Origin of the sequence: Beduini massiliensis (assembly GCF_000829905.1) — a bacterium.
GTDB lineage: Bacteria > Bacillota_I > Bacilli_A > Erysipelotrichales > Coprobacillaceae > Beduini > Beduini massiliensis.
The window spans coordinates 294,019-317,307 of the sequence record NZ_CDPP01000005.1 but is presented as its reverse complement, the minus strand read 5'-3'; the positions used below and the strand labels follow the sequence as shown (position 1 = coordinate 317,307).

Genomic DNA, 23,289 nt, shown 5'->3' with positions numbered 1-23,289 from the left:
GGAGGAGAGGTGGCATATCGTAAAATTCGAGATTTTTCAACTGAAAAAGCGAACATTAAAGTGATTGCTCCTAATATCATAGAAAAAATCTGGAGTTTGCCATGCGTTTGCCATGTTCGTAAATATCAGTCAAAGGATTTAAAAGGGGCATTTCTTGTCTATGCGGCAACCGATGATCGAGAGTTAAATGAACAGATCATGAAAGAGGCGAATGCCAGACAAATACTTTGTGCCAGTGCGACGTTGAGTCATGCTAGTCTGAGAAGTATGAAAAAAGCAGAAACAGAAGAACTGGTCTTAGGGGTTTCAACGAAACACACCTATCCTGCCTTTGTCGAATGGGTCACAGATAAAATAAAAATATTTGATGAGCCATTAGCTTTTCTTTGTCGAATAAGAAAATATATTTTAGAAAATAACTTAGTTTGTAAAGAACTGCGTGCTTCCTTTTTTAAAAATTTACTCTTGTTTAATAAGAGTGAATTAGAAAATATTGATCTGTTACTCAGACTGCCAAATAGTCGTTTGCTTATTTTTACGGGCGTTTTAGAAAAAGAAAGTATAGAATTTGCTAAAGCCTGTCAGGCGATGGCTTTATCTTATCGTGATGAGCAATATGCCACAAAAATTAAAACATTATTAATGTTGAAACGAGAGTGGCAGATTCAGCCCATGGTACTATCCTATGGCAGAATTTATGAAAGAATCAGTGAAAGTGTTCTGCCGCATCCAATCGCCGATCCTTTGTTTACGGACGATCATCTTCTTTCTTTGATTTACAAGGAATATAAAAAATCGCGCTTGTTCATCATTCATCCTAGGGGTAATTCCGATTTAAAGAAACGCCTCAGTACATTTGGTGAGGTCATTGAATTTCAGGTGTCTATTGACTTATCTGCTTATGATGAAATTATTCCGTTTATTTTATCAGAGGGGTATCATTATAAACATGATATTGAAGGATTGCACGCAGATCAGCAATATGTATCGCCGGTTTTACTTAAACAAGCTGTCATACAGACGTTACTGGCTAAAGAAATTCAACAGCGTTTTTTATAATAGGGGCACTATCGAAGTGCTCTTTTTCTATACATTTTCAACTATTTTGTTTATACTTAGAGAAGAAAGTGAGGGGATTTGTTTGAAAAACAAGATTGAAACTTATTTTCAGGCATGGGTAAATAATGAAATCAGCTGCATGGATCAGCTTTTTAATGATGAAACCTATTATAGTGAATGCTATGGTCCAAAATATCATGGCATTAATGAATTAAAAAGGTGGTTCAAAGACTGGCATCAGCATGGAGATGTTTTGGAATGGAAGATTAAAGATATGTGGCAGTTAGGACATAAATGGATGGTTGAATGGCATTTCAAGTGTATTTATGATGAGAAAGCAGATGAATTTGATGGGGTTAGTTTAATCTGTTTTGATGAGAATAATAAAATTATCTCTTTAAAAGAATTTGAATCTAAATCTCAGCATTATTCTCCATATTGTAAAAAATGAAAGTAAAAACTGGATTATATAAACATCCTATAGATTCTCATTTGATGAAGCCTTTAACTATTGACTGCCAAAATTGTAGCGGCATATGCTGTGTGGCATTATATTTTTCTAAAATAGATGGATTTCCTCAAGATAAAAAAGCAGGTGTGCCCTGCATTCACTTATGTCCAAATGGACTCTGTGCGATCCATTCTGATCTGGCAAAAAGAAATTTAACCGGCTGTACGCATTATGATTGTTTTGGTGCCGGACAAATTATCACCCAGTCGCTTTATGCGGGTACATTATGGTGGGAGCACCCTGATTTAAAAGAACAGTTGTTCTCTGATTTTATGAAAGTATTTCAACTTCAGCAAATGCGTTGGTATTTACTGCAATGTACTTGTTTAAATCAGGTTGAGGATTTATTGCCGGATATTGTGCAAATACTTTCTGAAATCGAATCCGCTTATATGGATTTAGATCATTTGAAGCATTGTTCGCAGGCAAATCTGCATGAACGCACTAATATTATTTTGAAAGAGGTAAGCCGACGTTTTGGTTCTCAGTGGTCAGACCGGCCTAAGAAACCGATGTTTTCTAAAAAGTTTGATCATCGGTTGTTTGATAAAACAGATTTCAGTATGGCTCTGTTGATTGGCAGTGATTTTAGGAAAAGCCAGTTGATACGGGTTAACTTCTTAGGAGCAGATCTTCGTCAGGTTAACTTTAGCGGAGCGGATCTTTACGAATGTCTCTTTTTAACGCAAGGACAGATCAATGCCGCTATCGGTGATGCTCAAACCCGTTTGCCGCCTTATTTAAAAAAACCGGCTTCTTGGAAATAAAAAAACGGTGTACATAGAAATGTACACCATTTTTTTAACTGTTTCCACCTATAACGGTAACATTGAATTTTATGGTTGCCGTTCCTGCTGCGGCAATGGTCGGAATCGTATAAGAGATGACCTGACCGGCGACTGTAGGAGTCGCTTTTGTCCCGTTGACACTAAAAGAATCTGCGACATAAGTTGCACCGGCAGCGATGGTATCGCTAAAAACAATGCTGGAAATATCACTTAATGAAACATTAGTAATCGTAATCGTATATGCCAGAGTATCTCCGATTTTTGCAGTTAATTTATCAACGGCTTTTAAGATGGTGGGAGGTAATAAAAGCAGAGTGCTGACAGCATTACTGTTAATTGTTTGTCCTCCGTACACTATATTTGCTGTATTTTGTATTGAATTGATGATTGCCATGCGTAACCTCCTTTCTACATTCTATCTTATGAAAACTAGTGAACACTGTTTATAGCGTTTATCTTGAATTCTAAAAGAATTGAATTTGTACTTACAATCGTGCTAAGATGAATTAAGACAGGAGGCCGTTATGAGTCCGATTCAACAGTACATCGCAGAATTTGAGCAAGATCAGCAGGAAATAATGAAGGAAATTTATAAGATCATCAAAGAAAACGTTCCGGCAGATACGGTAGAAAAAATAAGCTGGGGGATGCCAACCTTTTATTTGCATGGAAATCTTGTTCATTTTGCAATGAATAAGCATCATCTGGGTTTTTATCCGGGAGAGAGTGGCGTCATCTATTATTTAAAACAGTTTGATCATTCTTTTAAGCACTCAAAAGGGGCAATTCAATTTCCTTTGGATAAACCCTTGCCTAAAGATTTAATTGTGCAAATCGTAAAATATCGTGTAAAAGAAAACTTACATAGTTAAAAGTGCCCTCATTTCAACGGGTGCTTTTTTTGCAGATAGAACTTTATTCCTTCATACCAGAACACACAGAATGCACCGATGAATAAAGAAAGAAGCAGCTGTGACAAAGATAATGGCACTAATTTAAAAAACAGATGGAGCGGTGTATAAAGGATAATCCCAAGCATCAAGAGGGTGAGACAAAGAGATAGGCAGATAATACGATCTTGAAATAAACTTTTGATCGAATGGATGACTAAACTCTGATTGGAACTGTTCACTAAAACAAGAAAGATATTCGCAAAAATAATAATGGTCATCCCCATTGTACGCGCTAAAAAAGGATCTCCTTTGTCAATATAATAAAGATAATAGGTACCAAATGAAGCAATAAACATCATCAGTCCCTGTAAGATACTTTTTAATAGGAGTGCATGGCTTAAAAGCGGCGTATTTGCTTTTCGGGGAGCACGTTTCATAATCGTCTCTTCTTTAGGAAGCCGTTCTAATACAATCGAACAAGTGGGATCGATGATCAATTCCATTAATACAATATGGATTGGAAGTAAAAGCAAGGCATCCGGCGATATTTTTAATAAGGGTCCAAGCAATGAAGATAAGGCAATAGGAATATGAATAGTAAAAATATAATTAACGGCTTTTTTAATATTGTCATAGATACGACGGCCGTCTTCTACCGTATCTAATATTGTGGCAAAATTGTCATCCAGCAAAATGAGGTCGGCGGCTTCGCGAGAAACTTCACTTCCGCGTTTTCCCATTGCGATACCGATATCCGCACTTTTCAAAGCAGGAGCATCGTTGACTCCATCTCCGGTCATGGCAACGATTTCTCCATTTGCTTTAAGGGCTTGAACAATTCGCATTTTATGATTGGGGATAACGCGTGAGAATATATTAACATTGGCGACGGCTTTTTGCAGTTCTTCATCCAAGAGCTGATCAATCTGTTCACCGGTGATGATTCTGCTATTTTGATCCATGCCAATTTGATCGGCGATTCCTCTTGCGGTAATCCCATTATCTCCCGTAATCATGATCATTTGAATTCCCGCTTGATATCAACGCTGAATTTCTTTTGAAATCAATGGGCGCGGAGGATCAATGAAAGCAATCAATCCTAAAAAATTGAGCTTACAGTCTTCAATCTGTTTGGGTATTTGCGATACGCTTTCTAGTTGCTGCTGTCCTACGGCTAACACACGCAAACCACGCGAAGACAAGGCTTCAATTTTTTGATAAATTTCCTTTTTTTGCAATGAATCCAAACAAGAGATCGATAAAATGCTTTCGGGAGACCCTTTGGCGGCAATGAACAGTCTGTTTTCTCTTTGCCAAATATGCCCCATCATTTTTGTTTCGTTAGTAAAGGGGTATTCATCAATTAATTCCCCTTTAAACAGGGCATCTTTAGTAAGCCCATGAAGCTGACAATAATCCAAAACCGCAATTTCCATTGGATCATAGGTCATTTTTTCACAAGCGGCTCCAAGTGTCTCTAAAAACTCTTGAGTTAAGTTATAAAAAGGACAGATTTCTTCTACTGCCATTTGATTTTGTGTCAGTGTCCCGGTTTTATCGACACATAAAACAGACACTGCTCCTAATGTTTCTACAGAAGGCAAACGTTTGACTAACGAATGCTTTTTAGCTAAACGCCATGCCCCCATGGATAAAAAAACAGTCAGGACAACCGGAAACTCTTCCGGGATCAACGCCATGGCTAAGGTAATGCCTGAAAGAAAACTTTTAATTAAACGATCCATGAAGGCGTATTCCGATACATTCAGCCATGTCAGCAGACATACAAGTAAAAACGAACCTAAAGCGATCCAAGTACAGCTTTTGATCAGCTGTTTTGTTTGTTTTTGCAATGGGGTAGGGTCAACAGCGGTCTCTAAGATTGTTTTACCTATCTTTCCATATTCGGTTAGGCTGCCAATCTTTTCAACTTGAACGTAGCCACTGCCTTGTGTAACCATTGTTCCAGCATAGCAGTAATCTTTACGCCAATAAGTGTCGTCTTTTTGGTTTTTGTCAACGGTTTTCCAGACAGGTTCTGCTTCACCTGTCAGAGTAGATTCATTGATACATAAATCATGACCGCTTAAAAGGATGCCATCGGCGGGAATTAATGTCCCTTCATAAAGAATCATGACATCTCCGGGAACTAAATCAACACTTTCAATAGAATATTCCTGATTGTCACGAATGACTTGAATGTGCGGACTGGATAAGTCTTTCAGAGCTTTCAAAGTCTGATCGGTTTTCCATTCTTGTAAAAGATCGATGCTGATCATTGCTAAAACAAAAACCAACATGACACTTCCGTCACGAGGTTCTCCTAAGATAAAATAAATCGTAGCTGTCACCAGCAATAATAAAAACATGGGTTCACAAAGAACACCTGCAAGTTTTTTTAAAAAGCTTGGGTTAGAGGCGGATATCAATTCATTTTTACCAAATAATTGTTGAAGCTCTTTTGCCTCTTTTGAAGTTAATCCTAATTTTCCTGTACTTTTTGTCATATAAGTTACCTCCCATGTACAAGATAGCTCTATATGGCACTCACATTCTTTTGATCATTCCGCTAAATAAAAAGCATTTGCGGAACATACGTCTGTCCCGCAAATGCTCATAAGAGATTTGCTGCTATCTTCGATAGCCCGGCTACCGTTAAACGGCGCTTGATCAGTTTGTACTGTAGGGATGATGCAGTGCAAATAGATAATACTTAATATAATCTATGCTATCTTATTAAATTGGTGACCGGGATATGTCAGGAAATACAAATATTATAAAGGGTTGTCATCATCGTAAACAACAATACCAGATTAAAAGCAGCTTTCACCATCTGGCTAGAAAGCCGATGATTGAGTTTAGAGCCAAGCAAACCTCCGATAATTCCACCGGGGATCATGTATAACAGCATGCTTAAATCATAGCTGAGTAAATCGTGATTTAAAAAGACATTAAATATCTTGGAAGCCTGCGAAAATAAAATAAGTATTAGAGAATTGATGGACGCATCTTTGGCCGGCAATGCAAAAAACAAAGTCAGTGCCATGATATTGATAGGACCACCGCCGATTCCTAGGAGTGTGGATATAAAGCCTAAACTTAATCCGATGAAAAGAATAAAACCACGATGTTTCATATGAAATTGAAATTTTTTATTAAAATAATTAATATAAAGAAGAACGATGCTAAGCAAAATCAATAATAAAATGTTTTGCAGCTGTTTGACTTGCTGAGGGTAATGGGCATACTCAATGGTTTTTGTCAACAATGAATCGCCAAGCATAGCCCCAACGATCGATCCGATAATTAAGAGCGGGGTCATACTTTGGTCAAAAACTGTTTTTGCTTGATAATGCCGCATGGTAGAAGCCACAGCCATTGATAAAACGGTAAAAGAGGAAAGAAGATTAATGGTTGTAATATCATAGTGTCCGATGGCATCTAAGATCGGTTTAATAATGACGCCGCCCCCTAAACCGGATATTGCACCGATGATTGAAGCCGTTAAAGCAATGAATAAATAAAGCACTCTGACCATCTCCTTATTAATATAAGTGTTTACGAAGTTGAGTGATTTATGCGTAGGAGAAGACAAATTGATATAAAACAATTTTAATGAAAAGGAATTTATTGTATGATGAAACAGACAGAATGACCTGTTAATATGAATTAAGGAGAAAGACATGACAGAAAAAGAAAAAGCAAAATTAGGAATGTTGTATGATGCGAACTATGATGAAGAACTCATTAGAGAATCTATTGTATGCCGAGATCTTTGCCATGAATATAACCAGTTAAAACCCTCTATGTTTGAAGAAAGAGAGGCGTTGATTCGCAGAATACTTAAGCAAGCAGGAGAGAACCTTGTGATTCATTCTCCCTTTAAATGTGATTATGGCTATAATATTACAGTAGGAAAAAACTTCTATGCTAACTATTACTGTACGATTTTAGATGGGGCAGAAGTTACTTTTGGTGATAATGTATTTATTGCTCCATTTTGTGGCTTTTATACAGCCGGACATCCGTTTAATATTGAAGAACGCAATAAAGGCTTAGAATATGCTTATCCGATTAAGGTTGGAAATAATGTTTGGATTGGAGCTAACGTGACTGTACTGCCGGGAGTGACGATTGGTGATGATGTTGTGATTGGCGCTGGCAGTGTAGTAAATAAAGATATTCCCAGCGGTGTATTGGCAGCAGGAAATCCTTGTAAAGTTATTCGTTCTATAACAGAAGAAGATCGCAACAAATATAAATAGAGACAGATAACTATCATCTGTTTCTTTTTTTATTAGGAGACATTACCCTCTTTCAACCCAAACAAATTTCCATTATTTTTGTTGAAACGTTGGGGGAATACGGTAGATTTTATAACGATGAACAGACTTATATGCTATAATAAAACTATAGAAAAGATAAGAAAGGGAGGGATCGTTATGCTGTGTCCGTATTGTCAGCAGCCGCTTTTAAAAGGGCATATACAAACACGCGGCGAAGCAATTAAATGGCTGAGAGAAGAAAAAGAAAAGCCAATCATAGAGAGCCGTTGGAAAATAGGAGAAGGGGAAATTGCTTTAGGTCACTACCGTTTTATCGGAGGCGATGATGTGGAAGCTTATTGCTGTCCCGCTTGTCATAAAATAATCATTGATTATAAGTGAAAAGGAGGTTAGCCATGTTACAGAGTTGCTACGAATTTGATTTACCTAAAGGATATGTGGATCAAGATGAAACCCTTCATTGTCATGGAAAGATGCGCTTAGCGACAGCGAAAGATGAAATAGATGCCATGAATCATCCAAAAGTGAGAGCAAATCCAAGCTATATGCCGATTATAGTTCTTTCAAAAGTAATAATCCAATTAGGAACATTGGATCATATTTCACCGGAAATTATTGAAAAATTATTTGTTTCTGATTTAAACTTTTTACAACATCTCTATACTACGATTAATGATAACGAAAATCCGGTCATTCATGTGACTTGCCCGCATTGCGGGCAAGCATTTACAGAGACGATCGTTTTTACAAAAGACGCTTAAACAGAGGAATCATCTCTGTTTTTATTTTAAGAGAGACGCTAATCCATCTCGCTCTAGGATAACTACTTTTTTATAAGAGAGTAAAACCCAACCGTTTTCTTGAAACTCATTTAAAATTTTAGTGACGGTTACTCGATTTAGTCCAACGCACTCGGCAATTTCTTCATGACTGTAACACAATTCATTTTGTCGAATGGCTTTATCTTTGTTGGCAAAACGGGTTTGTTCTAAAAGGAAGATGGCGACTTTTTGGTAGCGATCATAAAAATAAGAACGATCCAACAATGAGGAAAGATGCTGACAGGTTTCAGACAGAAGCTGAAATAGCCGTCTGGTTAATTCGGGGGACAAAGCAAGATATGGAAGCATGGCATCAAGTGAACAGGAAATCAATTCGACATCACTGACAGCACTTACGGAAACTGGACGAGTGGCTTCTTGGATGAAAGATGAATCACCAAAGATACGTCCTTTTTCGATGATTTCAATCGTCATTTCCCGTCCGTCTTTAAACAGCGAATAGACTCGGACACGACCATTTGTAATCAAATAAAGATCAGTCGCTTGATCTTCCTGCATATAGATAATGGAATTTTTACGGTAATAACGTTTTTGTCCTGCCTGTTCAAAATAAGTAAATAATGTCTCGGGGATTTTAATTTTTTTCATATTTCTCCTCTTTTCTCCCCACATTGTAGCATAGGCTACATTCTTAGAAAAGAAAGTATGCTATTTTTTTCTTCGAGGTGAGATAATGAAAGAAAAAATGACAGCATTTGGAATGATTATTTTAGGGAATTTACTGTTAGCTTTTGCACTAAGTACATTGGTTATTGAAAATAATATTATTGCCGGTGGGGTGACAGGTATCGGAATCGTATTTAATCATTTTACAGCTATTGATATAGCCGTTGTCGTCGCTATTATGAATGTTATTTTATTTGCGATTGGTTTTTTGTTTGTGGGAAAAGCTTTTGTTATGAAAACCCTTATTTCAAGCATCGTTTTCCCAATCTTTTTAAACTTTTTTGAAAATACCGCAATATTGCATCATTATTGTAAGGATACATTATTAGCGAGTGTGCTAGGGGGAAGTATCATGGGGATTGGAGTCGGTTTAGTTCTAAAAGCTGGGGCTTCAACCGGGGGATTAGACGTGATTTCAGTAATTTTAAACAATAAATTTAAGATTCCGGTTTTTATTACTTTAAATCTGTTTGATCTGATGGTCTTGTCTTCTCAAATCAGTTTTTCCGATACTATGAAGATTCTCTATGGTATTGTCGTTATCATTATGACAACGTATATGGTAGACAAAACATTGACAAGTGGAAAAAACATGGTCCAAGTTTCTATAATCAGCGAGCGTTATGAAGAAATCAAACAAGCCATTTTAACTCAAATAGATGCGGGAGTTACTTTGCTGCATAGTGAAAACGGTTATTTGAGTTCTCAGACAAAAATGGTTGTCAGTGTTATTTCTACAAAGAAATTAGAAAAGCTAAAGTCTGTAGTTTTACAATTAGATCAAAAAGCATTTATTACCGTTTCATCTGTTCATGAAGTATCCGGAAGAGGGTTTACACAGGCGCGATTCGATTAAAACTGCAAGGTTGTCGTGTTTTTCCATTAGATACATTTCCTTTTTTTATTATTTGAGGTATAATAGTATCATTCGTATGGGTAAATAATAATACCATTACAATCTGGGGGTGGAAAGATGGCGAAAATAAAAAGACAGGACTGGTATTCGATACCGAACTTACTTAGTTATCTTCGTATTATTCTGGTTCCCCTTTTTGTTTGGGTCTATTATCAAGCAGAAACAATCAATGATTATTATTATGCTGCGGGAATTATCGTTGTATCAGGGCTGACCGATTTCTTTGATGGGAAAATTGCCCGCCGTTTTAATATGATTACCGAATTAGGGAAATTCATTGATCCGGTTGCCGATAAACTGACACAATGCGCTTTGGTTTTTTGTTTTGCGACGCGCTACTCTTTAATGTGGGTCTTAGTGGCTATCTTTATGGTCAAAGAAAGTTTTATGGCAATTGCCGGAATGCTGATGCTGCGCCAGCATAAAAAGCTGGATGGTGCTATGTGGTATGGCAAAGTTTCAACTTTTGTTTTTTATGTTGTGATGATTATTTTATTGCTTTGGCCTATGATTCCTATCTCTTATGCTAATATACTTATTGTTGTCTGCAGTGTATTTTTAACATATTCATTCATAATGTACGCTGTTTTATACTATAAAATGTGGAAAGGAACAGTATAATGAAATTAACAGATATTCAATGGATCGATTCCTATTGTATGGGAAAACGCGGAACAACCAAGGCATTCAAAGAAGAATGGGGCTGGATGCGCTATTTTGTAGAAGGGAAACCTTTTGCCATCATTGGCTTTAACGATAATCAGGAAATTTTGTTGACCGTAAGAACAGACACAGCTTATAGTGAGATGCTCCAACAGGAATATCAAGCTATCGTGCCGGGATATTACTGCAATAAATTGATTTATACGACAGTATGGTTTGATGTTGATGAAATCCCGGAAAAGGATCGACATCAAAGTGGGGAGGACATATATCCGAACCGTCAGCTAATGCAGGAAATGATTGACAAATCTTATCTGATACAAGTCAGCAAGCTCTCTAAAAAGAAACAGCAGATGCTGCTTGAACAATAAAAAGGATTTTTTCAAATCCTTTTTTAGTTTATCTCAAAATAGTGGGATAAATAAACATAAAGTGATAACAGCAAGACAATACTTCCGGCTCCGATCAAGAGCCATTGGATCGCTATATAATCAGCAACAGGACCAAAAATTACCATTCCTAGCGGTAATGCACAGGAAGTGGAAATCTGCATCAAACTAAAGATGCGTCCATGCATAGAGGCATCGACCTTTTCTTGAATAGTCACAGTGATTGGCGCATTATAGCATGGGGAGGTAATCCCAATGGTCATGTTTAAAAGCAGATAAAGCAGAAAGTAGGGAGCTAAGCCTAATCCGATCATAATCATTCCGTACAATCCGCCGGCTAAAAGTGTTGTATTCATTTTCTTTTTAAATCCGCCCCATGTCGTGAACAATAAACCGCCAATGACCATTCCTAAACTGTATGTCATTTCACTGGCTGTCAAACGCCATACCTGAGGACCGAAAGTACGATTAACCATGAGCGGCGTTAAGAAAGCAGAAGGACTGATTAAAAATAAAATCAAAATCTGAAACATCAGCAAACGTTTGATAAAGCGATTTTCTTTTAAATAAGTAAATCCTTCCTTTATTTCCTTGAGATAAGAATTATCAATCTTGTCTTTTCTTTGATAACTCTGAAGCTTGATTGTTAAAGTAATTCCGATACCCACGATAGCGGTGATAATATCAATAAATAAAGTAGCTTCCAAAGAAAGAATCGATAAAACAGCGCCACTCACCGCCGGTGATACAAACATCATCAATGAAGAAAGGGTACTGTTGATTCCGTTTATTCGCATCAACTGTTCATTCGGAACAATTTGCGGAATAATCGCATTGACTGCGGGAGTTTGAATACCGGTGCCAAAGGAACGGACAATCAGTACAATAAACAACAGCCAGAGATTTTTATAACCGCTTAGAAAAGACACAGCTAAGATTAATGTCATGATCGCAATCATTAAATCCGAGAGGATAATCATTTTTTTACGATCATAACGATCAATCCAGACTCCTGCAAAAAGAGAAATGATGACTTGTGGAAGAAAACCACAAACAGTAGCAATCGTCAGCATACTTCCAGAGGAAGTAGAAATTGTAATATACCAGATGATACTATATTGAACAATGGAAGAACCCAGTAAGGAAATTGTTTGGGCAGTAAGAAAACGTATAATATTCTTTTTCCAATTTTTTAAATGATTCATTTTATAACCTCGTTTCTATTCTATATAAAAAGCAGAAAAGAATCTCCTTTCTGCAAATTTGATCAGGGAATAGAAATATATGGGCTAAAAGAATATTTATATACATCATGAAAAGAGTGTAGATTCTACACTTTTTTTATTTCTGATGATGAAAAGCAGATAAATATCTTTTAAGCTCTGTACAATGTTTCATCTTCCCCTTTGTACAGAGCCATACGTCTTCTCATTTTATCTGTTAATATAAAACTCATATATATCACTCCTATAGATATAGGAATCTTAGCATCATCTTTTCATCTTGTCAATTTATTAAACCGTTTTGCCAATAATTTTAGCGATATCACGCACTTGTTTGATAACCGCTTCAAATTTCTCCGGCTTTAATGATTGTGGTCCGTCACATAAGGCTTTCTCCGGATTGTTGTGAACCTCTATCATTAATCCATCGGCTCCCGCTGCCACTGCCGCTCTTGCCATCGGTTCGACTAACCACCATTTTCCTCCGGCATGACTTGGATCGATAATGATTGGTAAATGAGTCAATTTCTTTACGACCGGTATCGCTTGTAAGTCTAACGTATTTCTTGTATACGATTCAAAGGTTCGGATTCCTCGTTCACATAAAATGACATTCGGATTCCCTGCTGCCATAATATATTCTGCGGACATGATCCATTCTTCAAATGTTGCCGATAACCCTCTCTTTAATAAGATCGGTCTTTTGGTCTTTCCTAACTGCTTCAATAAATCAAAGTTCTGCATGTTTCTTGCTCCGATTTGGATCAAGTCTACTTTTTCATCGAATTCCTCTAAATGATCAGCGGACATTAATTCCGATACAATCGGCATGCCGACTTCTTTTCCGGCTTTATATAAGATATCCAATCCGCTGGATCCCATCCCTTGGAACGCATAAGGGCTGGTACGAGGTTTAAAAGCACCGCCACGAAGCATATTGGCACCGGCGGCTTTGGCGGCTCTGGCAATTTCAATCACTTGTTCCTCAGATTCAATTGAACAAGGACCGGCAATAACCGCTAAATGGTCCCCTCCGACTTTGACACCTGAGACATCAATGATAGAATCATCTGGATGGAATGCACGGTTTGCTTTCTTATAAGGTTCAGAGACTTTCATGACTCTTTCTACAGCTTCATCCACTTCTAAGCTTCTTGGATCAATTTGTGTCGTGTCACCCACCAGACCGATGATTGTGGTTTCTACTCCTTGTGATAAGTAGGGATCTAATCCTTTAGAACGAACTAAACTTTGAATCCTTTCGATATCCTCTTGTTTTGTTTTTTGTTTTAATACAATAATCATATATTTTCTCCTTTCGTTTTCACATATATAAAAAAACTCTCATCCTGTAAAAGGACGAGAGCGATGCTTCGTGTTACCACCTTTATTTATAAATACCTCACGATATTTACCTTATCAAGTACGCTAAATCACTTAGTTCATACTCTAACACGATAACGGGTGTACCCGGCTGCGCCTACTTGTTTCAGCGTTCTACTCCAAGATGTATTCAATAGTTCTTTTGCCTTCTTTTACACCACCCAAGAAGTCTCTATGCCTAAAAGAAATATTTACTCTTTCTCTTCACTGTATTTATATATGTCTATGTGTATAATATAATGTTGAGCAGGGAAAATGTCAATGATTTACAAAAAACTTTTTGAATTCTTTACTAACTACCTTAATTGCGTTAATATATAGGTTATATGATGATCGGTAAGGAGGAATCGGCATGTTTAACACTGTAGAAGAAGTGTATACGTTCATTGATAGTCAAAAAGATCGTGTTTATGCGTTAGATAACTTTAAGCAATATATGGAAAAAATAGGGAATCCTCAACTTCAGATTCCTTGTATTCATATTGGCGGAACAAACGGAAAAGGAAGTACTACGAACTATATTCGCAGTGTCCTTCAGGAACAAGGCTATACTGTTGGGACGTTTACGTCTCCTTTCTTAGAGAAACCGCAGGATCAGATCCGCATCAATGATCGATTTATTGAAGATCATTTCATCGTCACTTTAGCGAATCGCTATATGGATGACTGGATGAAGGCGGAAATCTCTAAATTTGAGATCGAAGTGTTTATTGCGATAACTTATTTTATCGAAAATCATATTGATTATGCGATTTATGAAGTGGGATTAGGTGGAGAACTGGATGCGACAAATATTGTAACCCCGCTCGTTGCCGTCAACACAAATATCGGTTTAGATCATATTGCCTTTTTAGGTAATACTTATGAAGAGATTGCCCGTACTAAAGCGGGGATTGTCAAACCGGGAATCGATTATATAACCGGCGAACAAAAAGAAGAGTGTCTAAATATTTTTAAATCGATTTGTCAAAAGAATCATTCTCAGTTGATTCAGGTAAGAAATGTCAAATCAATCAAGCAAGATCCTTTTGTTTCATTTAAGTTTGATCGTCTTTCTATTCAGTTAAGTACACTGGCTTCTTATCAAGTTAAAAACGCGGCTTTAGCCTTAGAGGTATTGTTTTATTTAAGGACGCGCAAAGGAGTGCGAATCAGTGATGAGGCGATGGTCAGAGGAATGAAAAAAGCAGCATGGAAGGGACGATTTGAAGTCATGCGTGAGAATCCATTAGTTATTATTGATGGAGCACATAACAATGATGGGATTCAGGCTTTCGTTGATGCTGCGAAACAATTCAAAGACATCAAAGTTATTTTTACTGCTTTAAAAGATAAATCGACTCATGAAATGATGACGCTTCTTTTAACTTTGACTGATGATATCGTGGTTACTGAATTTGAGTTTTATCGCAGTCAGACCGCAAAGAAGCTGGCAGAAGATTTTCCTGTTCAAGTGGATGAAGATTGGCAGCATGCCGTTGATGAAGGCTTAAACCATCAAGGCACTTTGCTCATTACCGGATCTTTATATTTCATTACTCGCGTAAGAAAATATTTATTAGAGAAAGGGGAGTCTACTGGTTCATAAGAACCTAGATTGAAAAGAATGTACGGTATGCAAATATCGGAATTAACGCCTGTGGAGTAGCAACACGTTGAAGCAGGAATCGACACATTTTTTCAAAGTAGCAAAAAATGTATGTTTGTACAAATTATTGTGTTTATTATTTTATTGATTATTGGATTTTTTGTATTTAAAACCGATCCGTTTAAAGCGGATACTAAAAAAATCAGCTTAGCAGCCATCTTCGTTGTATTGGCTGTTGTGTTGAAGCGTTTTTCACTGATGATTCCATTGTTTGGTTTCCCAAGTCTGCAAATTGGCTTTGAAACTCTGCCTTTGGTGATTGGCGGTATGCTTTTAGGCCCCAGTTATGCTTTTTTAATCGGACTGGCAGTTGATGTGATTGGTCTGGTCATTGCTCCAAACGGTTTTCCGTTTTTAGGCTTTACACTAAATTCTGTTTTAAGACCATTGATTCCGGCAATTTGGATGAAGCATCAGCGTTATTTTAGTGAAAAGCAAATTGTCTATGGACTATACATCGGAATGCTGTTATTATCGGTCGGAGCCTCTGTTTATGTTTGTACGCTCAACAGTATTACCGTATCAAAAGAGATCATAACAATAACTTCATCGATCAAAATCGGAACCGTACTCCTTTGTGTGGGCGTCAGTTTCCTGATGATATTAATATGTCAATATCTTCGAAAAAAACTAGATGTATCGTCACAGCTCGACTTATTGAACTGGATGGTCATCGTTGTGATTTTAGAAGTTTTTATAAATTTTCTGTTAACACCGTTTTGGCTGCAAACGATGTATGGCATTCCTTGGATCGCTTCCTTGCTGATTCGTATATTAAAAGCCTGCATCATGGTGCCGCTTAGCATCTTTATTGGCTATAGCTGTTTTGAGTTGATCAAACGGATCGTGAAATAGATTCTTTCAGAGATATAAAAATATCTCTGATTTTTTTATACTTTATGATATGATGTTAGAAGTAAAGGGGAATGAACGATGAAAAAATATGGAATCCTAATCATAATTATTTGGGGAATCTTATTGGTCGGCTGTGAAAAAAAGCCAACGCTTATTTTGAAACAGGAGGTCTTCACTTATGAATTGGGAGAGCAGATTTCAAAAGATTTAGACACTTTCTTAGAATTGGATAAAGTGGGGGATAAGGAAAAAGAGGAAATCGTCTTAACACTTTCGATTCCGGAAGAGCGTTTCATCACTAAAGGGGATAAAACGTATGCAATGACTGGAAGTTATGAAGGAACGATTACTTATTTAAAAGAAACCGTCAATTTTACCATAGAAGTTAAGGATACAACTGCCCCTGAGTTAAGCGGGTTAAGCAGTATTGAAATTCCGTTAGGAACTTCACTGGATTATGGCCTTTATTTTAATGTTCAAGATTTAAATGAATTAGAACCTGTAATTTTTGATGACAGTCAAGTCGATTATCAGACAGAAGGGACTTACATGCTTAGCGTGATAAGCAAAGACATAGCACAAAATGAAACGGTATTAGAGGTTCCGGTAACCTGTATTTTAGTTAATGAAAATCAGGAAGCTAGCAGTGAAATTGTCAATAACGAAGATGGTTCACAACACTTTGTCACGCATCTGACGGAAAAGAAACGCTCAGTATTAATGGACGTTCCTTATTATAATCAGTTTGCTTTAGGAGCACCGGTTGGATGTGAATCGGTATCTTTATATATGGCCCTTCGCTATAAAGGATATGTCACGGATATGGATTGTGTTTCATTTATTTCCACGACACCTCAATCACCCGATAATAACCCTCACCATGGATTTGTAGGGACTGTATTTGACCAACATCGCTATGATATTTTACCGGCTATTTTCCCAAGTGCCTTTACACCTTGGGCAAACCAATATGGCAAAGCACTGGATATCAGCGGCACGGGAACTGCCGGAGTTATTGATCAATTGTTGGCAGGAAATCCCGTAGTCGTTTGGGCAACTGCTTATTTTAAGCCGATTGTATGGCAGGAGTTTGATTGGGGTAATGGTTTTAGAAATACACATACAGTCTGTTTGACCGGGGTAGATGAAGATTTAGGTATCATTTACTATAATGATCCGGTAACAAAGAAAAATGAAACTGTTGATATTGCCACATTCGGTGCAATCTATGAAGTACAGAATTTTGGTGTTGCGATCTTATAAGAGTTGACAAAAACCAAGAAGTTCTATAGAATAATTAAAAACGATGAGAAAGAATAGTAGAAACAAACTGACAGAGAATTAGCCTTGGCTGAAAGCTAATATTTGTTTTGAACCTGCTTTTGAGTTGCTTTATGCCGGAGGAAACTCCGTTATCAATGAAGTGATAAAATTAGGTGGTACCGCGATCATTCGCCCTATGAGGGGCGAATTTTTTTATTAGAATGGAGGAAAGAAAAAATGAAAATGTCGAACATGTTAATGCCTACCCTTAGAGAAGTTAGTGGCGATGTTGAGATTGAAAGTCATCGTTTGATGCTGAAAGCCGGATTAATCAGAAAGATGGCATCAGGAGTTTATAATTATCTGCCTTTAGGGTTAAAAGCCTTACGTCAAATTGAGCACATCATTCGCACAGAAATGAACGATGCCGGTGCTCAGGAAATCTTAGCCTCTGCTTTGATACCCAGTGAACTTTGGGAGGAATCAGGACGTTATCAGGCATATGGACCCGAACTAATGCGTTTGAAAGACAGAAATAATCATGAATTTTGTTTAGGACCTACACATGAGGAAGTATTCACTGCCATAGCCAGACAAGAAATCAAATCTTATAAACAGCTGCCAATCAATTTATATCAGATTCAAACGAAGTATCGTGATGAAATCAGACCTCGCTATGGGATGATGCGTTCACGTGAATTTCTAATGAAAGATGCTTACAGCTTTGATAAAGATCAAGCAGGATTAGACCTTTCTTTTAATATTATGAAAGAGACCTATCAGCGTATTTTTAGCCGTTGTGGTCTTAAAGCAATCGGCGTTGAGGCAGATTCAGGAAGTATTGGCGGAAGCAATTCAATGGAATTCATGGTCCCTTCTGTCGTTGGAGAAGATGATATCGTTCATTGTCCTTGCTGTCATTATACGGCTAATATTGAAAAAGCAACTTCTTATCTGGAAACCAGAACAAATACGGATTGGTTAGAGCTGACGGAGGTATTTACACCTAAGGTGCATACGATTGAAGAGGTTGCCGCATTTTTTAACGTTGATGCGAAACAAACCGCTAAAACATTAATCTATACAGCCGATCAGCAAACTATAGCTGTGATGGTGAGAGGGGATAGAGAAGTCAATGACGTTAAAGTCAAAAATTTCTTGAATCTGACTGAAGATATTGTTTTGGCAGATGAAATGACATTAGAAGCTTGTACACACGCTAAAATAGGATTTGCCGGACCTATTGGTCTTAATGTGGATCATTTATTGGTTGATGAAGAAGCAGCTGGGCTTGCCAATATGATCGTGGGTGCCAATCAGAATGATAAGCATTATAAAAATGTGAATTATAGTCGTGATTTTAGCGGTGAAATTGGTGATTTTCGCTTAGTTCAAGCCAAGGACCTCTGTCCGCATTGTCAAGCACCTTTAGAAATTTCGAGGGGAACAGAAGTCGGACATATATTTAAACTGGGAACAAAATACTCAAAAGCAATGAATGCATCGTTCTTAGATGAAAATGGAAAAGCTCAGCCATTCGTAATGGGATGTTATGGCATTGGGGTCAGCCGAGTACTGGCTTCGATTATTGAACAGCACCATGATGATAAAGGGATTATCTGGCCTAAAAACGTTGCCCCTTATCAAGTGATGATTTTGATTATGAATATGAAAGATAAACAACAAATAAAGATTGCGGAAGACCTATATACTCAGTTGAAAAAAGCAAATATAGAAGTTTTATTGGATGACCGTAATGAACGTGCCGGAGTGAAGTTTAATGATGCGGATTTGCTAGGAATTCCATTGAGAATCACAGTAGGAAAAAGCATTACGGAACATCAAGTTGAAATAAAAGCACGTCATGAACAAGATTTACATTATATTGATATTGATGAAGTGGTTTGTTATTGTGAAAATGACAGGTCAGCTAGTGATCTGCTGGAGGGTTAGTTTTAAAAAGTGTTCGCAGATAATAAAACAAGATTTGGGTGGTGAGAGAATGGAAAGATTTAAAACACCTTCGGCAAGTATGTTAATTCTTGGCAGATGGAATGAAGGAAAATTAGAAATACTGTTGCAGAAAAGACGAAATACCGGCTATATGGATGGCTATTATGATTTTGCCGCCAGTGGTCACATCGAAAAAGACGAGTCCGCTAAAGCAGCGATGATTCGCGAAGCCAAAGAAGAACTGGGAATCGATATTGCAAAAGAAGATTTACAGTTTAGTTCGGTCGTTCACAAAAATTTAGTGAAGGATGAAACGAGTTATTTTAATTTTTATTTCTATACAGAAAAATATCTCGGCGTTCCTCATGTCAATGAACCGGAAAAATGTTCGGAAATAAAATGGTTTCCTATTGACGCATTACCGGATAATTTCATTGATGATCGCCGTCAGGCAATTAAGAATCATCTCGATAACGTTTATTATAATGAATATGGATTTACCAAGGAGAAGTAAGATGGAAGAAAGAATTCATTTAAGAAAAATAACAGCCGATGATTTGGATCATCTTTATGCATTGTATCATGATGAGAAGATAGCTAAATACATGCGTCATGGCAAACATGAGTCAATCGAGGAAACAAAGAAATTGTTAGCTTTGTATTTAAAGAATGAAAATTATGCCTATGCGATGATGCATAAAGAGAATGGGGAATTTATCGGTTATATCAGTTTAACTCTCGTTGATGCACAAAAATGCAGTTACACATTAACGATAATGAGCTATGAAAAGTACTGGAACGGAGGCTACAGCAGTGAAGCATTAAAAATGCTGATAGAAACAGCCGCAGCACTCCCGGTAAAAGAAATTGTTTCTTATATTTATAAGGAAAATATAGGTTCATGCAAAGTGATGGAGAAGTGTGGGTTTACTCTTCATTTTATGATCGATGAAGAAAGTGATCAGCCGGTTTGTGTTTATCATTATCTGTTTTAAGCATCTGAGGATGCTTTTTATTTATCCGATAATCAAATAGATAGAGTACATCATAAAATTATGTTATAATTTTAAGGAGGTGTTAAAATGGAAAATAGTCGAATTATCTTTATGGGAACCGCCACCTTTTCACAGGCGGTTTTAGAAAAACTAATTGAAAAGAAGTATAATATAGTGCTTGTTGTTACACAGCCGGATCGAAAAGTAGGAAGAAAAAAAGAAGTGAAAATGCCTGAAGTAAAAGAGGTCGCATTGGCACATGGAATTCCTGTTTTTCAGCCTAATCGTATTAAGGAAGATTATCAGCGAATCATTGATGCAAACGCAGATTTAATTATAACGGCAGCTTATGGGCAGCTTATACCGCAGGCAGTTTTAGATGCCCCAAGATTAGGGTGTGTGAATGTGCATGCGTCATTGCTGCCAAAATATCGTGGCGGGGCACCTGTACATCAAGCAATTATAGATGGCAATGACCATACAGGGGTCACTATTATGTATATGGTAAAAAAGATGGATGCCGGAGATATGATTGCATCTATCCAAGAGCCAATTTATGCAGAGGATACAGTGGGAAGCTTATATGATCGTTTAAGCCATGTTGGGGCAAATTTACTGATAGAAGTACTGCCTTCGATTTTAGCGGGAACTAATCCGCGCATTGTCCAAGATGACTCACAAGTCACTTATGCACCGATTATTCAGCATGAACAAGAACATGTTGATTTTATGACTACCGCTTTTTTAGTGGACTGCAAGATTCGCGGGTTAAATCCATGGCCGGGAGCATATACCACGTATCAAGGCAAAACAGTGAAACTTTGGGCTGGAAAAACACATGTTTGTGAAAATGCTATGAAACATCATGGACACGAGAAAAACGGAACAATCGTTAAACTGTTTAAAGATGCAATAGGTGTTAAAGTAGAAGACGGTGTTTATCTTCTTACAGAAATACAATTAGAAGGAAAAAGAAGAATGCCGGTTAAAGATTTAATGAATGGACATCATCCTTTTGTAGTGGGTGAATGTTTTGAATAATAAAGAAGGGGGAATCGAAGATGCGAATGGTCGATTTAATCAATAAAAAAAGATTAGGTGAAAAGCTAACCAAAGCAGAAATCGATTTTATTATAAAAGGCTATTGTGATGAATCCATACCTGATTATCAGATGAGTGCCTTTTTGATGGCGGTATGCTTTCAAGGTTTAGATGAGGAAGAACTGTATTATCTGACAGAAGCAATGATTCACAGCGGAGAAATCATTGATCTAAGCAGCATCCGTGGTATAAAGGTAGATAAACATTCGACCGGCGGCGTAGGAGATAAAACTTCCCTTGTTTTAGGACCCTTAGTTGCCAGTTGTAATGCCAAGGTTGCTAAAATGTCCGGACGTGGGTTAGGTCATACAGGTGGAACGCTTGATAAATTAGAATCGATACCCGGCTTTACAATAGAAGTCAGCATTGAAGATTTCCATCGTCAAGTAGAAGAAATCGGGCTTGCCATCGTTGGTCAGAATCAAGATTTGGTTGTGGCGGATAAAAAAATGTATGCATTGCGTGATGTAACAGGAACTGTTGAATCAATTGGACTGATTGCCTCTTCCATCATGTCTAAAAAATTGGCCAGTGGTGCCGATACTATTTTATTAGATGTTAAATATGGGAAAGGGGCGTTTATGAAAAATGTCAGTGATGCAGAAAAATTAGCACGCTGTATGATAAAGATTGGGCAATCCTTTAATAAAAATACAAAAGCAATGATTTCCAATATGAACGAACCTTTAGGAAATGCGATTGGAAACAGCTTAGAAGTGATCGAAGCAATCCAGTGTTTAAAGGGGCAAGGACCAAAAGATTTACTTGAATTATGTCTGAATGCGGGTAGTCATATGCTTGTTCAAGCGAAGCTTGCCACAACGATCGAAGAAGGAAAAGAAACATTATTAAAACAGATTGAAAACGGACAAGCACTTAATAAATTAAAAGAAATGGTGGCTTATCAGCATGGGGATACAAGCTATATCGATGATCCTCAAAAATTCCCGTTAGCACCATATAAAATTGCTGTACTTAGTCCTAAAAGCGGGTTTGTGCAGGATATGGATTCACTCGTTTTAGGAGAAGTCTGCATGATGCTTGGCGGCGGAAGACAAACAAAAGCAGATACGATTGATCATGGAGTCGGATTAGTATTAAACAAAAAAATCGGCGATGCCGTTGAGCTTGGGGAGCCGCTGCTTTATATTTATTCAAATCATAAAGATATTTTAGAGTTAGAAAATATGGTGATAAAGAGTTATGTGATCTCTTTGAAAAAAACAAAAAGACCTATATTGATTGAGCAGGTGATTTAATTGACACTTTATGATGTAATTGATTTATTTTTATATGCTGCGATGATTTTTGACTTAGGCTGGAAAACGTTTAAGATGAATCGCATTAAAAAGAAAATGCCAAGATGGAAACGTTATTACTCCTTTTCCAACACTAAAAAAATTCTTTATATTGCTATTGTGACAGCAAATATTGTCTATGTTGCTTATCGTCTTTATTGTATTTTGGCTTTAGATCTTTATACATTTAATGCGATTGCAGTGATTTTGCCGGTTGCCCTTTATTACGTTATTTTGGATTATACGATCGGGGGAATCTATTTTAACCAAAAATCGGTGTATTATAAACAAAATCTCATTCATTTTGGGGAGATCATTCGCTCATTCAGAGATCATGAAGATGGATATTACGAATATACCATCACTTTTAAAGAAAAAGACAGTGGTAAAAGAGAATTGAGTATCCGTATTAAAGATGAGGAAGCCGCTTATCCTTTATTAATGAGCATTCCATTTGAAGAGTTAGATCGTTAAACAGTCACAGGACTGTTTTTCTTTTATGTAAAATCATAAACTTTATAAAAAGTTATGCTATAATGTCATCAGACAAGGGAGGT

At 37.2% G+C, this 23,289-nt stretch carries 26 protein-coding genes, 1 riboswitch and 2 other annotated features; of the genes, 19 read left to right on the top strand and 7 right to left on the bottom strand.

From position 1 onward, the window contains the following. The first annotated feature begins 9 nt into the window (after positions 1-9). The 3 genes from BN1225_RS08280 to BN1225_RS08270 all read left to right on the top strand — a co-directional run bounded on the left by BN1225_RS08280 (position 10) and on the right by BN1225_RS08270 (position 2,337). Positions 10-1,059 carry an NAD(P)-dependent oxidoreductase gene (locus tag BN1225_RS08280; RefSeq protein ID WP_242857703.1) on the top strand — a complete coding sequence of 350 codons (1,050 nt, stop codon included), beginning with the start codon at positions 10-12 and terminating at the stop codon, positions 1,057-1,059. Between the two features lie 82 nt (positions 1,060-1,141). After that, positions 1,142-1,510 carry a nuclear transport factor 2 family protein gene (locus tag BN1225_RS08275; protein ID WP_041139334.1) on the top strand — a complete coding sequence of 123 codons (369 nt, stop codon included), beginning with the start codon at positions 1,142-1,144 and terminating at the stop codon, positions 1,508-1,510. After that, complete coding sequence (locus BN1225_RS08270) at positions 1,507-2,337, top strand: pentapeptide repeat-containing protein (RefSeq protein WP_052466495.1); 831 nt, start codon at positions 1,507-1,509, stop codon at positions 2,335-2,337. The genes BN1225_RS08275 and BN1225_RS08270 overlap by 4 nt, the downstream gene beginning before the upstream one ends. 34 nt (positions 2,338-2,371) lie before the next feature. Here BN1225_RS08270 and BN1225_RS08265 read toward each other — a convergent pair whose 3' ends face one another. After that, positions 2,372-2,752 carry a DUF11 domain-containing protein gene (locus BN1225_RS08265; RefSeq protein WP_041139333.1) on the bottom strand — a complete coding sequence of 127 codons (381 nt, stop codon included), beginning with the start codon at positions 2,750-2,752 and terminating at the stop codon, positions 2,372-2,374. Between the two features lie 130 nt (positions 2,753-2,882). On the opposite strand from BN1225_RS08265, the gene BN1225_RS08260 reads away from it, so the two are divergent. Further along, the gene (locus tag BN1225_RS08260; protein WP_041139332.1) at positions 2,883-3,230 is read left to right on the top strand and encodes an iron chaperone; all 348 of its coding nucleotides are present in this window, start codon (positions 2,883-2,885) and stop codon (positions 3,228-3,230) included. 8 nt (positions 3,231-3,238) lie between these two features. Here the strand turns inward: BN1225_RS08260 and BN1225_RS15110 are convergent, their stop codons facing one another. The 3 genes from BN1225_RS15110 to BN1225_RS08250 form a co-directional block, all read right to left on the bottom strand. Continuing rightward, positions 3,239-4,279, bottom strand: coding sequence for an HAD-IC family P-type ATPase (locus tag BN1225_RS15110; RefSeq protein WP_317621635.1), 1,041 nt, complete (start codon positions 4,277-4,279; stop codon positions 3,239-3,241). Positions 4,280-4,291: 12 nt separating this feature from the next. Next, positions 4,292-5,758: an HAD-IC family P-type ATPase gene (locus BN1225_RS15105; protein WP_317621631.1), complete on the bottom strand. Its 1,467-nt coding sequence runs from the start codon at positions 5,756-5,758 to the stop codon at positions 4,292-4,294. Between the two features lie 90 nt (positions 5,759-5,848). Then, a riboswitch (NiCo riboswitch) is annotated at positions 5,849-5,935 on the bottom strand. A 74-nt stretch (positions 5,936-6,009) separates the two neighbouring features. Further along, entirely contained in the window at positions 6,010-6,780 is a 771-nt protein-coding gene (locus tag BN1225_RS08250; protein ID WP_052466493.1) for a sulfite exporter TauE/SafE family protein, read from the bottom strand. Positions 6,781-6,934: 154 nt separating this feature from the next. Between BN1225_RS08250 and BN1225_RS08245 the strand changes: the two genes are divergently transcribed. The 3 genes from BN1225_RS08245 (at position 6,935) to BN1225_RS08235 (ending at position 8,298) form a co-directional block, all read left to right on the top strand. After that, the gene (locus BN1225_RS08245) at positions 6,935-7,516 is read left to right on the top strand and encodes a sugar O-acetyltransferase (RefSeq protein WP_041139330.1); all 582 of its coding nucleotides are present in this window, start codon (positions 6,935-6,937) and stop codon (positions 7,514-7,516) included. Between the two features lie 177 nt (positions 7,517-7,693). Beyond that, positions 7,694-7,918, top strand: a complete 225-nt coding sequence (locus tag BN1225_RS08240) for a PF20097 family protein (protein WP_041139329.1) — start codon at positions 7,694-7,696, stop codon at positions 7,916-7,918. Between the two features lie 14 nt (positions 7,919-7,932). After that, positions 7,933-8,298: a hypothetical protein gene (locus tag BN1225_RS08235; RefSeq protein ID WP_041139328.1), complete on the top strand. Its 366-nt coding sequence runs from the start codon at positions 7,933-7,935 to the stop codon at positions 8,296-8,298. A gap of 21 nt (positions 8,299-8,319) precedes the next feature. On the opposite strand, the gene BN1225_RS08230 is transcribed toward BN1225_RS08235, so the two are convergent. Beyond that, positions 8,320-8,967, bottom strand: a complete 648-nt coding sequence (locus tag BN1225_RS08230) for a Crp/Fnr family transcriptional regulator (RefSeq protein ID WP_041139327.1) — start codon at positions 8,965-8,967, stop codon at positions 8,320-8,322. 85 nt (positions 8,968-9,052) lie between these two features. Between BN1225_RS08230 and BN1225_RS08225 the strand changes: the two genes are divergently transcribed. The 3 genes from BN1225_RS08225 to BN1225_RS08215 all read left to right on the top strand — a co-directional run bounded on the left by BN1225_RS08225 (position 9,053) and on the right by BN1225_RS08215 (position 10,995). Then, complete coding sequence (locus tag BN1225_RS08225; protein WP_041139326.1) at positions 9,053-9,901, top strand: YitT family protein; 849 nt, start codon at positions 9,053-9,055, stop codon at positions 9,899-9,901. Between the two features lie 117 nt (positions 9,902-10,018). After that, positions 10,019-10,582, top strand: a complete 564-nt coding sequence (locus tag BN1225_RS08220) for a CDP-alcohol phosphatidyltransferase family protein (protein WP_041139325.1) — start codon at positions 10,019-10,021, stop codon at positions 10,580-10,582. Beyond that, positions 10,582-10,995, top strand: coding sequence for an MmcQ/YjbR family DNA-binding protein (locus BN1225_RS08215; RefSeq protein ID WP_041139324.1), 414 nt, complete (start codon positions 10,582-10,584; stop codon positions 10,993-10,995). Before BN1225_RS08220 ends, BN1225_RS08215 begins: the two co-directional genes overlap by 1 nt. 23 nt (positions 10,996-11,018) lie before the next feature. Here the strand turns inward: BN1225_RS08215 and BN1225_RS08210 are convergent, their stop codons facing one another. Together BN1225_RS08210 and aroF are read right to left on the bottom strand one after the other, a co-directional pair. Further along, a complete protein-coding gene (locus BN1225_RS08210; RefSeq protein ID WP_041139323.1) occupies positions 11,019-12,218 on the bottom strand; it encodes an MFS transporter in 1,200 nt (399 codons plus the stop codon). 309 nt (positions 12,219-12,527) lie between these two features. Then, positions 12,528-13,541 carry a 3-deoxy-7-phosphoheptulonate synthase gene (gene aroF, locus BN1225_RS08205; protein ID WP_041139322.1) on the bottom strand — a complete coding sequence of 338 codons (1,014 nt, stop codon included), beginning with the start codon at positions 13,539-13,541 and terminating at the stop codon, positions 12,528-12,530. Between the two features lie 47 nt (positions 13,542-13,588). Beyond that, positions 13,589-13,836, bottom strand: a binding site (T-box leader). 135 nt (positions 13,837-13,971) lie between these two features. Here aroF and BN1225_RS08200 point away from each other — a divergent pair. The 9 genes from BN1225_RS08200 to BN1225_RS08160 all read left to right on the top strand — a co-directional run bounded on the left by BN1225_RS08200 (position 13,972) and on the right by BN1225_RS08160 (position 23,206). Beyond that, positions 13,972-15,207 (top strand): bifunctional folylpolyglutamate synthase/dihydrofolate synthase, encoded by a 1,236-nt coding sequence (locus BN1225_RS08200; RefSeq protein WP_041139321.1) that lies wholly within the window; start codon positions 13,972-13,974, stop codon positions 15,205-15,207. A 111-nt stretch (positions 15,208-15,318) separates the two neighbouring features. Further along, a complete protein-coding gene (locus BN1225_RS08195; RefSeq protein WP_041139320.1) occupies positions 15,319-16,122 on the top strand; it encodes a folate family ECF transporter S component in 804 nt (267 codons plus the stop codon). A 78-nt stretch (positions 16,123-16,200) separates the two neighbouring features. Further along, positions 16,201-17,385 carry a C39 family peptidase gene (locus tag BN1225_RS14110; RefSeq protein ID WP_052466492.1) on the top strand — a complete coding sequence of 395 codons (1,185 nt, stop codon included), beginning with the start codon at positions 16,201-16,203 and terminating at the stop codon, positions 17,383-17,385. A gap of 34 nt (positions 17,386-17,419) precedes the next feature. After that, positions 17,420-17,585: a binding site (T-box leader), on the top strand. A 37-nt stretch (positions 17,586-17,622) separates the two neighbouring features. Further along, the gene (locus BN1225_RS08185) at positions 17,623-19,338 is read left to right on the top strand and encodes a proline--tRNA ligase (protein ID WP_041139319.1); all 1,716 of its coding nucleotides are present in this window, start codon (positions 17,623-17,625) and stop codon (positions 19,336-19,338) included. Between the two features lie 49 nt (positions 19,339-19,387). Continuing rightward, on the top strand, positions 19,388-19,852 hold the full coding sequence (locus tag BN1225_RS08180; RefSeq protein WP_041139318.1) for an NUDIX hydrolase: 465 nt from the start codon (positions 19,388-19,390) through the stop codon (positions 19,850-19,852). Position 19,853: 1 nt separating this feature from the next. Then, positions 19,854-20,333, top strand: coding sequence for a GNAT family N-acetyltransferase (locus tag BN1225_RS08175; RefSeq protein ID WP_041139317.1), 480 nt, complete (start codon positions 19,854-19,856; stop codon positions 20,331-20,333). Between the two features lie 87 nt (positions 20,334-20,420). Then, complete coding sequence (gene fmt, locus BN1225_RS08170; protein WP_041139316.1) at positions 20,421-21,374, top strand: methionyl-tRNA formyltransferase; 954 nt, start codon at positions 20,421-20,423, stop codon at positions 21,372-21,374. Between the two features lie 20 nt (positions 21,375-21,394). Next, positions 21,395-22,693 carry a pyrimidine-nucleoside phosphorylase gene (locus BN1225_RS08165; RefSeq protein ID WP_041139315.1) on the top strand — a complete coding sequence of 433 codons (1,299 nt, stop codon included), beginning with the start codon at positions 21,395-21,397 and terminating at the stop codon, positions 22,691-22,693. Then, positions 22,694-23,206 (top strand): hypothetical protein, encoded by a 513-nt coding sequence (locus BN1225_RS08160; protein ID WP_041139314.1) that lies wholly within the window; start codon positions 22,694-22,696, stop codon positions 23,204-23,206. Positions 23,207-23,289 lie beyond the last annotated feature (83 nt).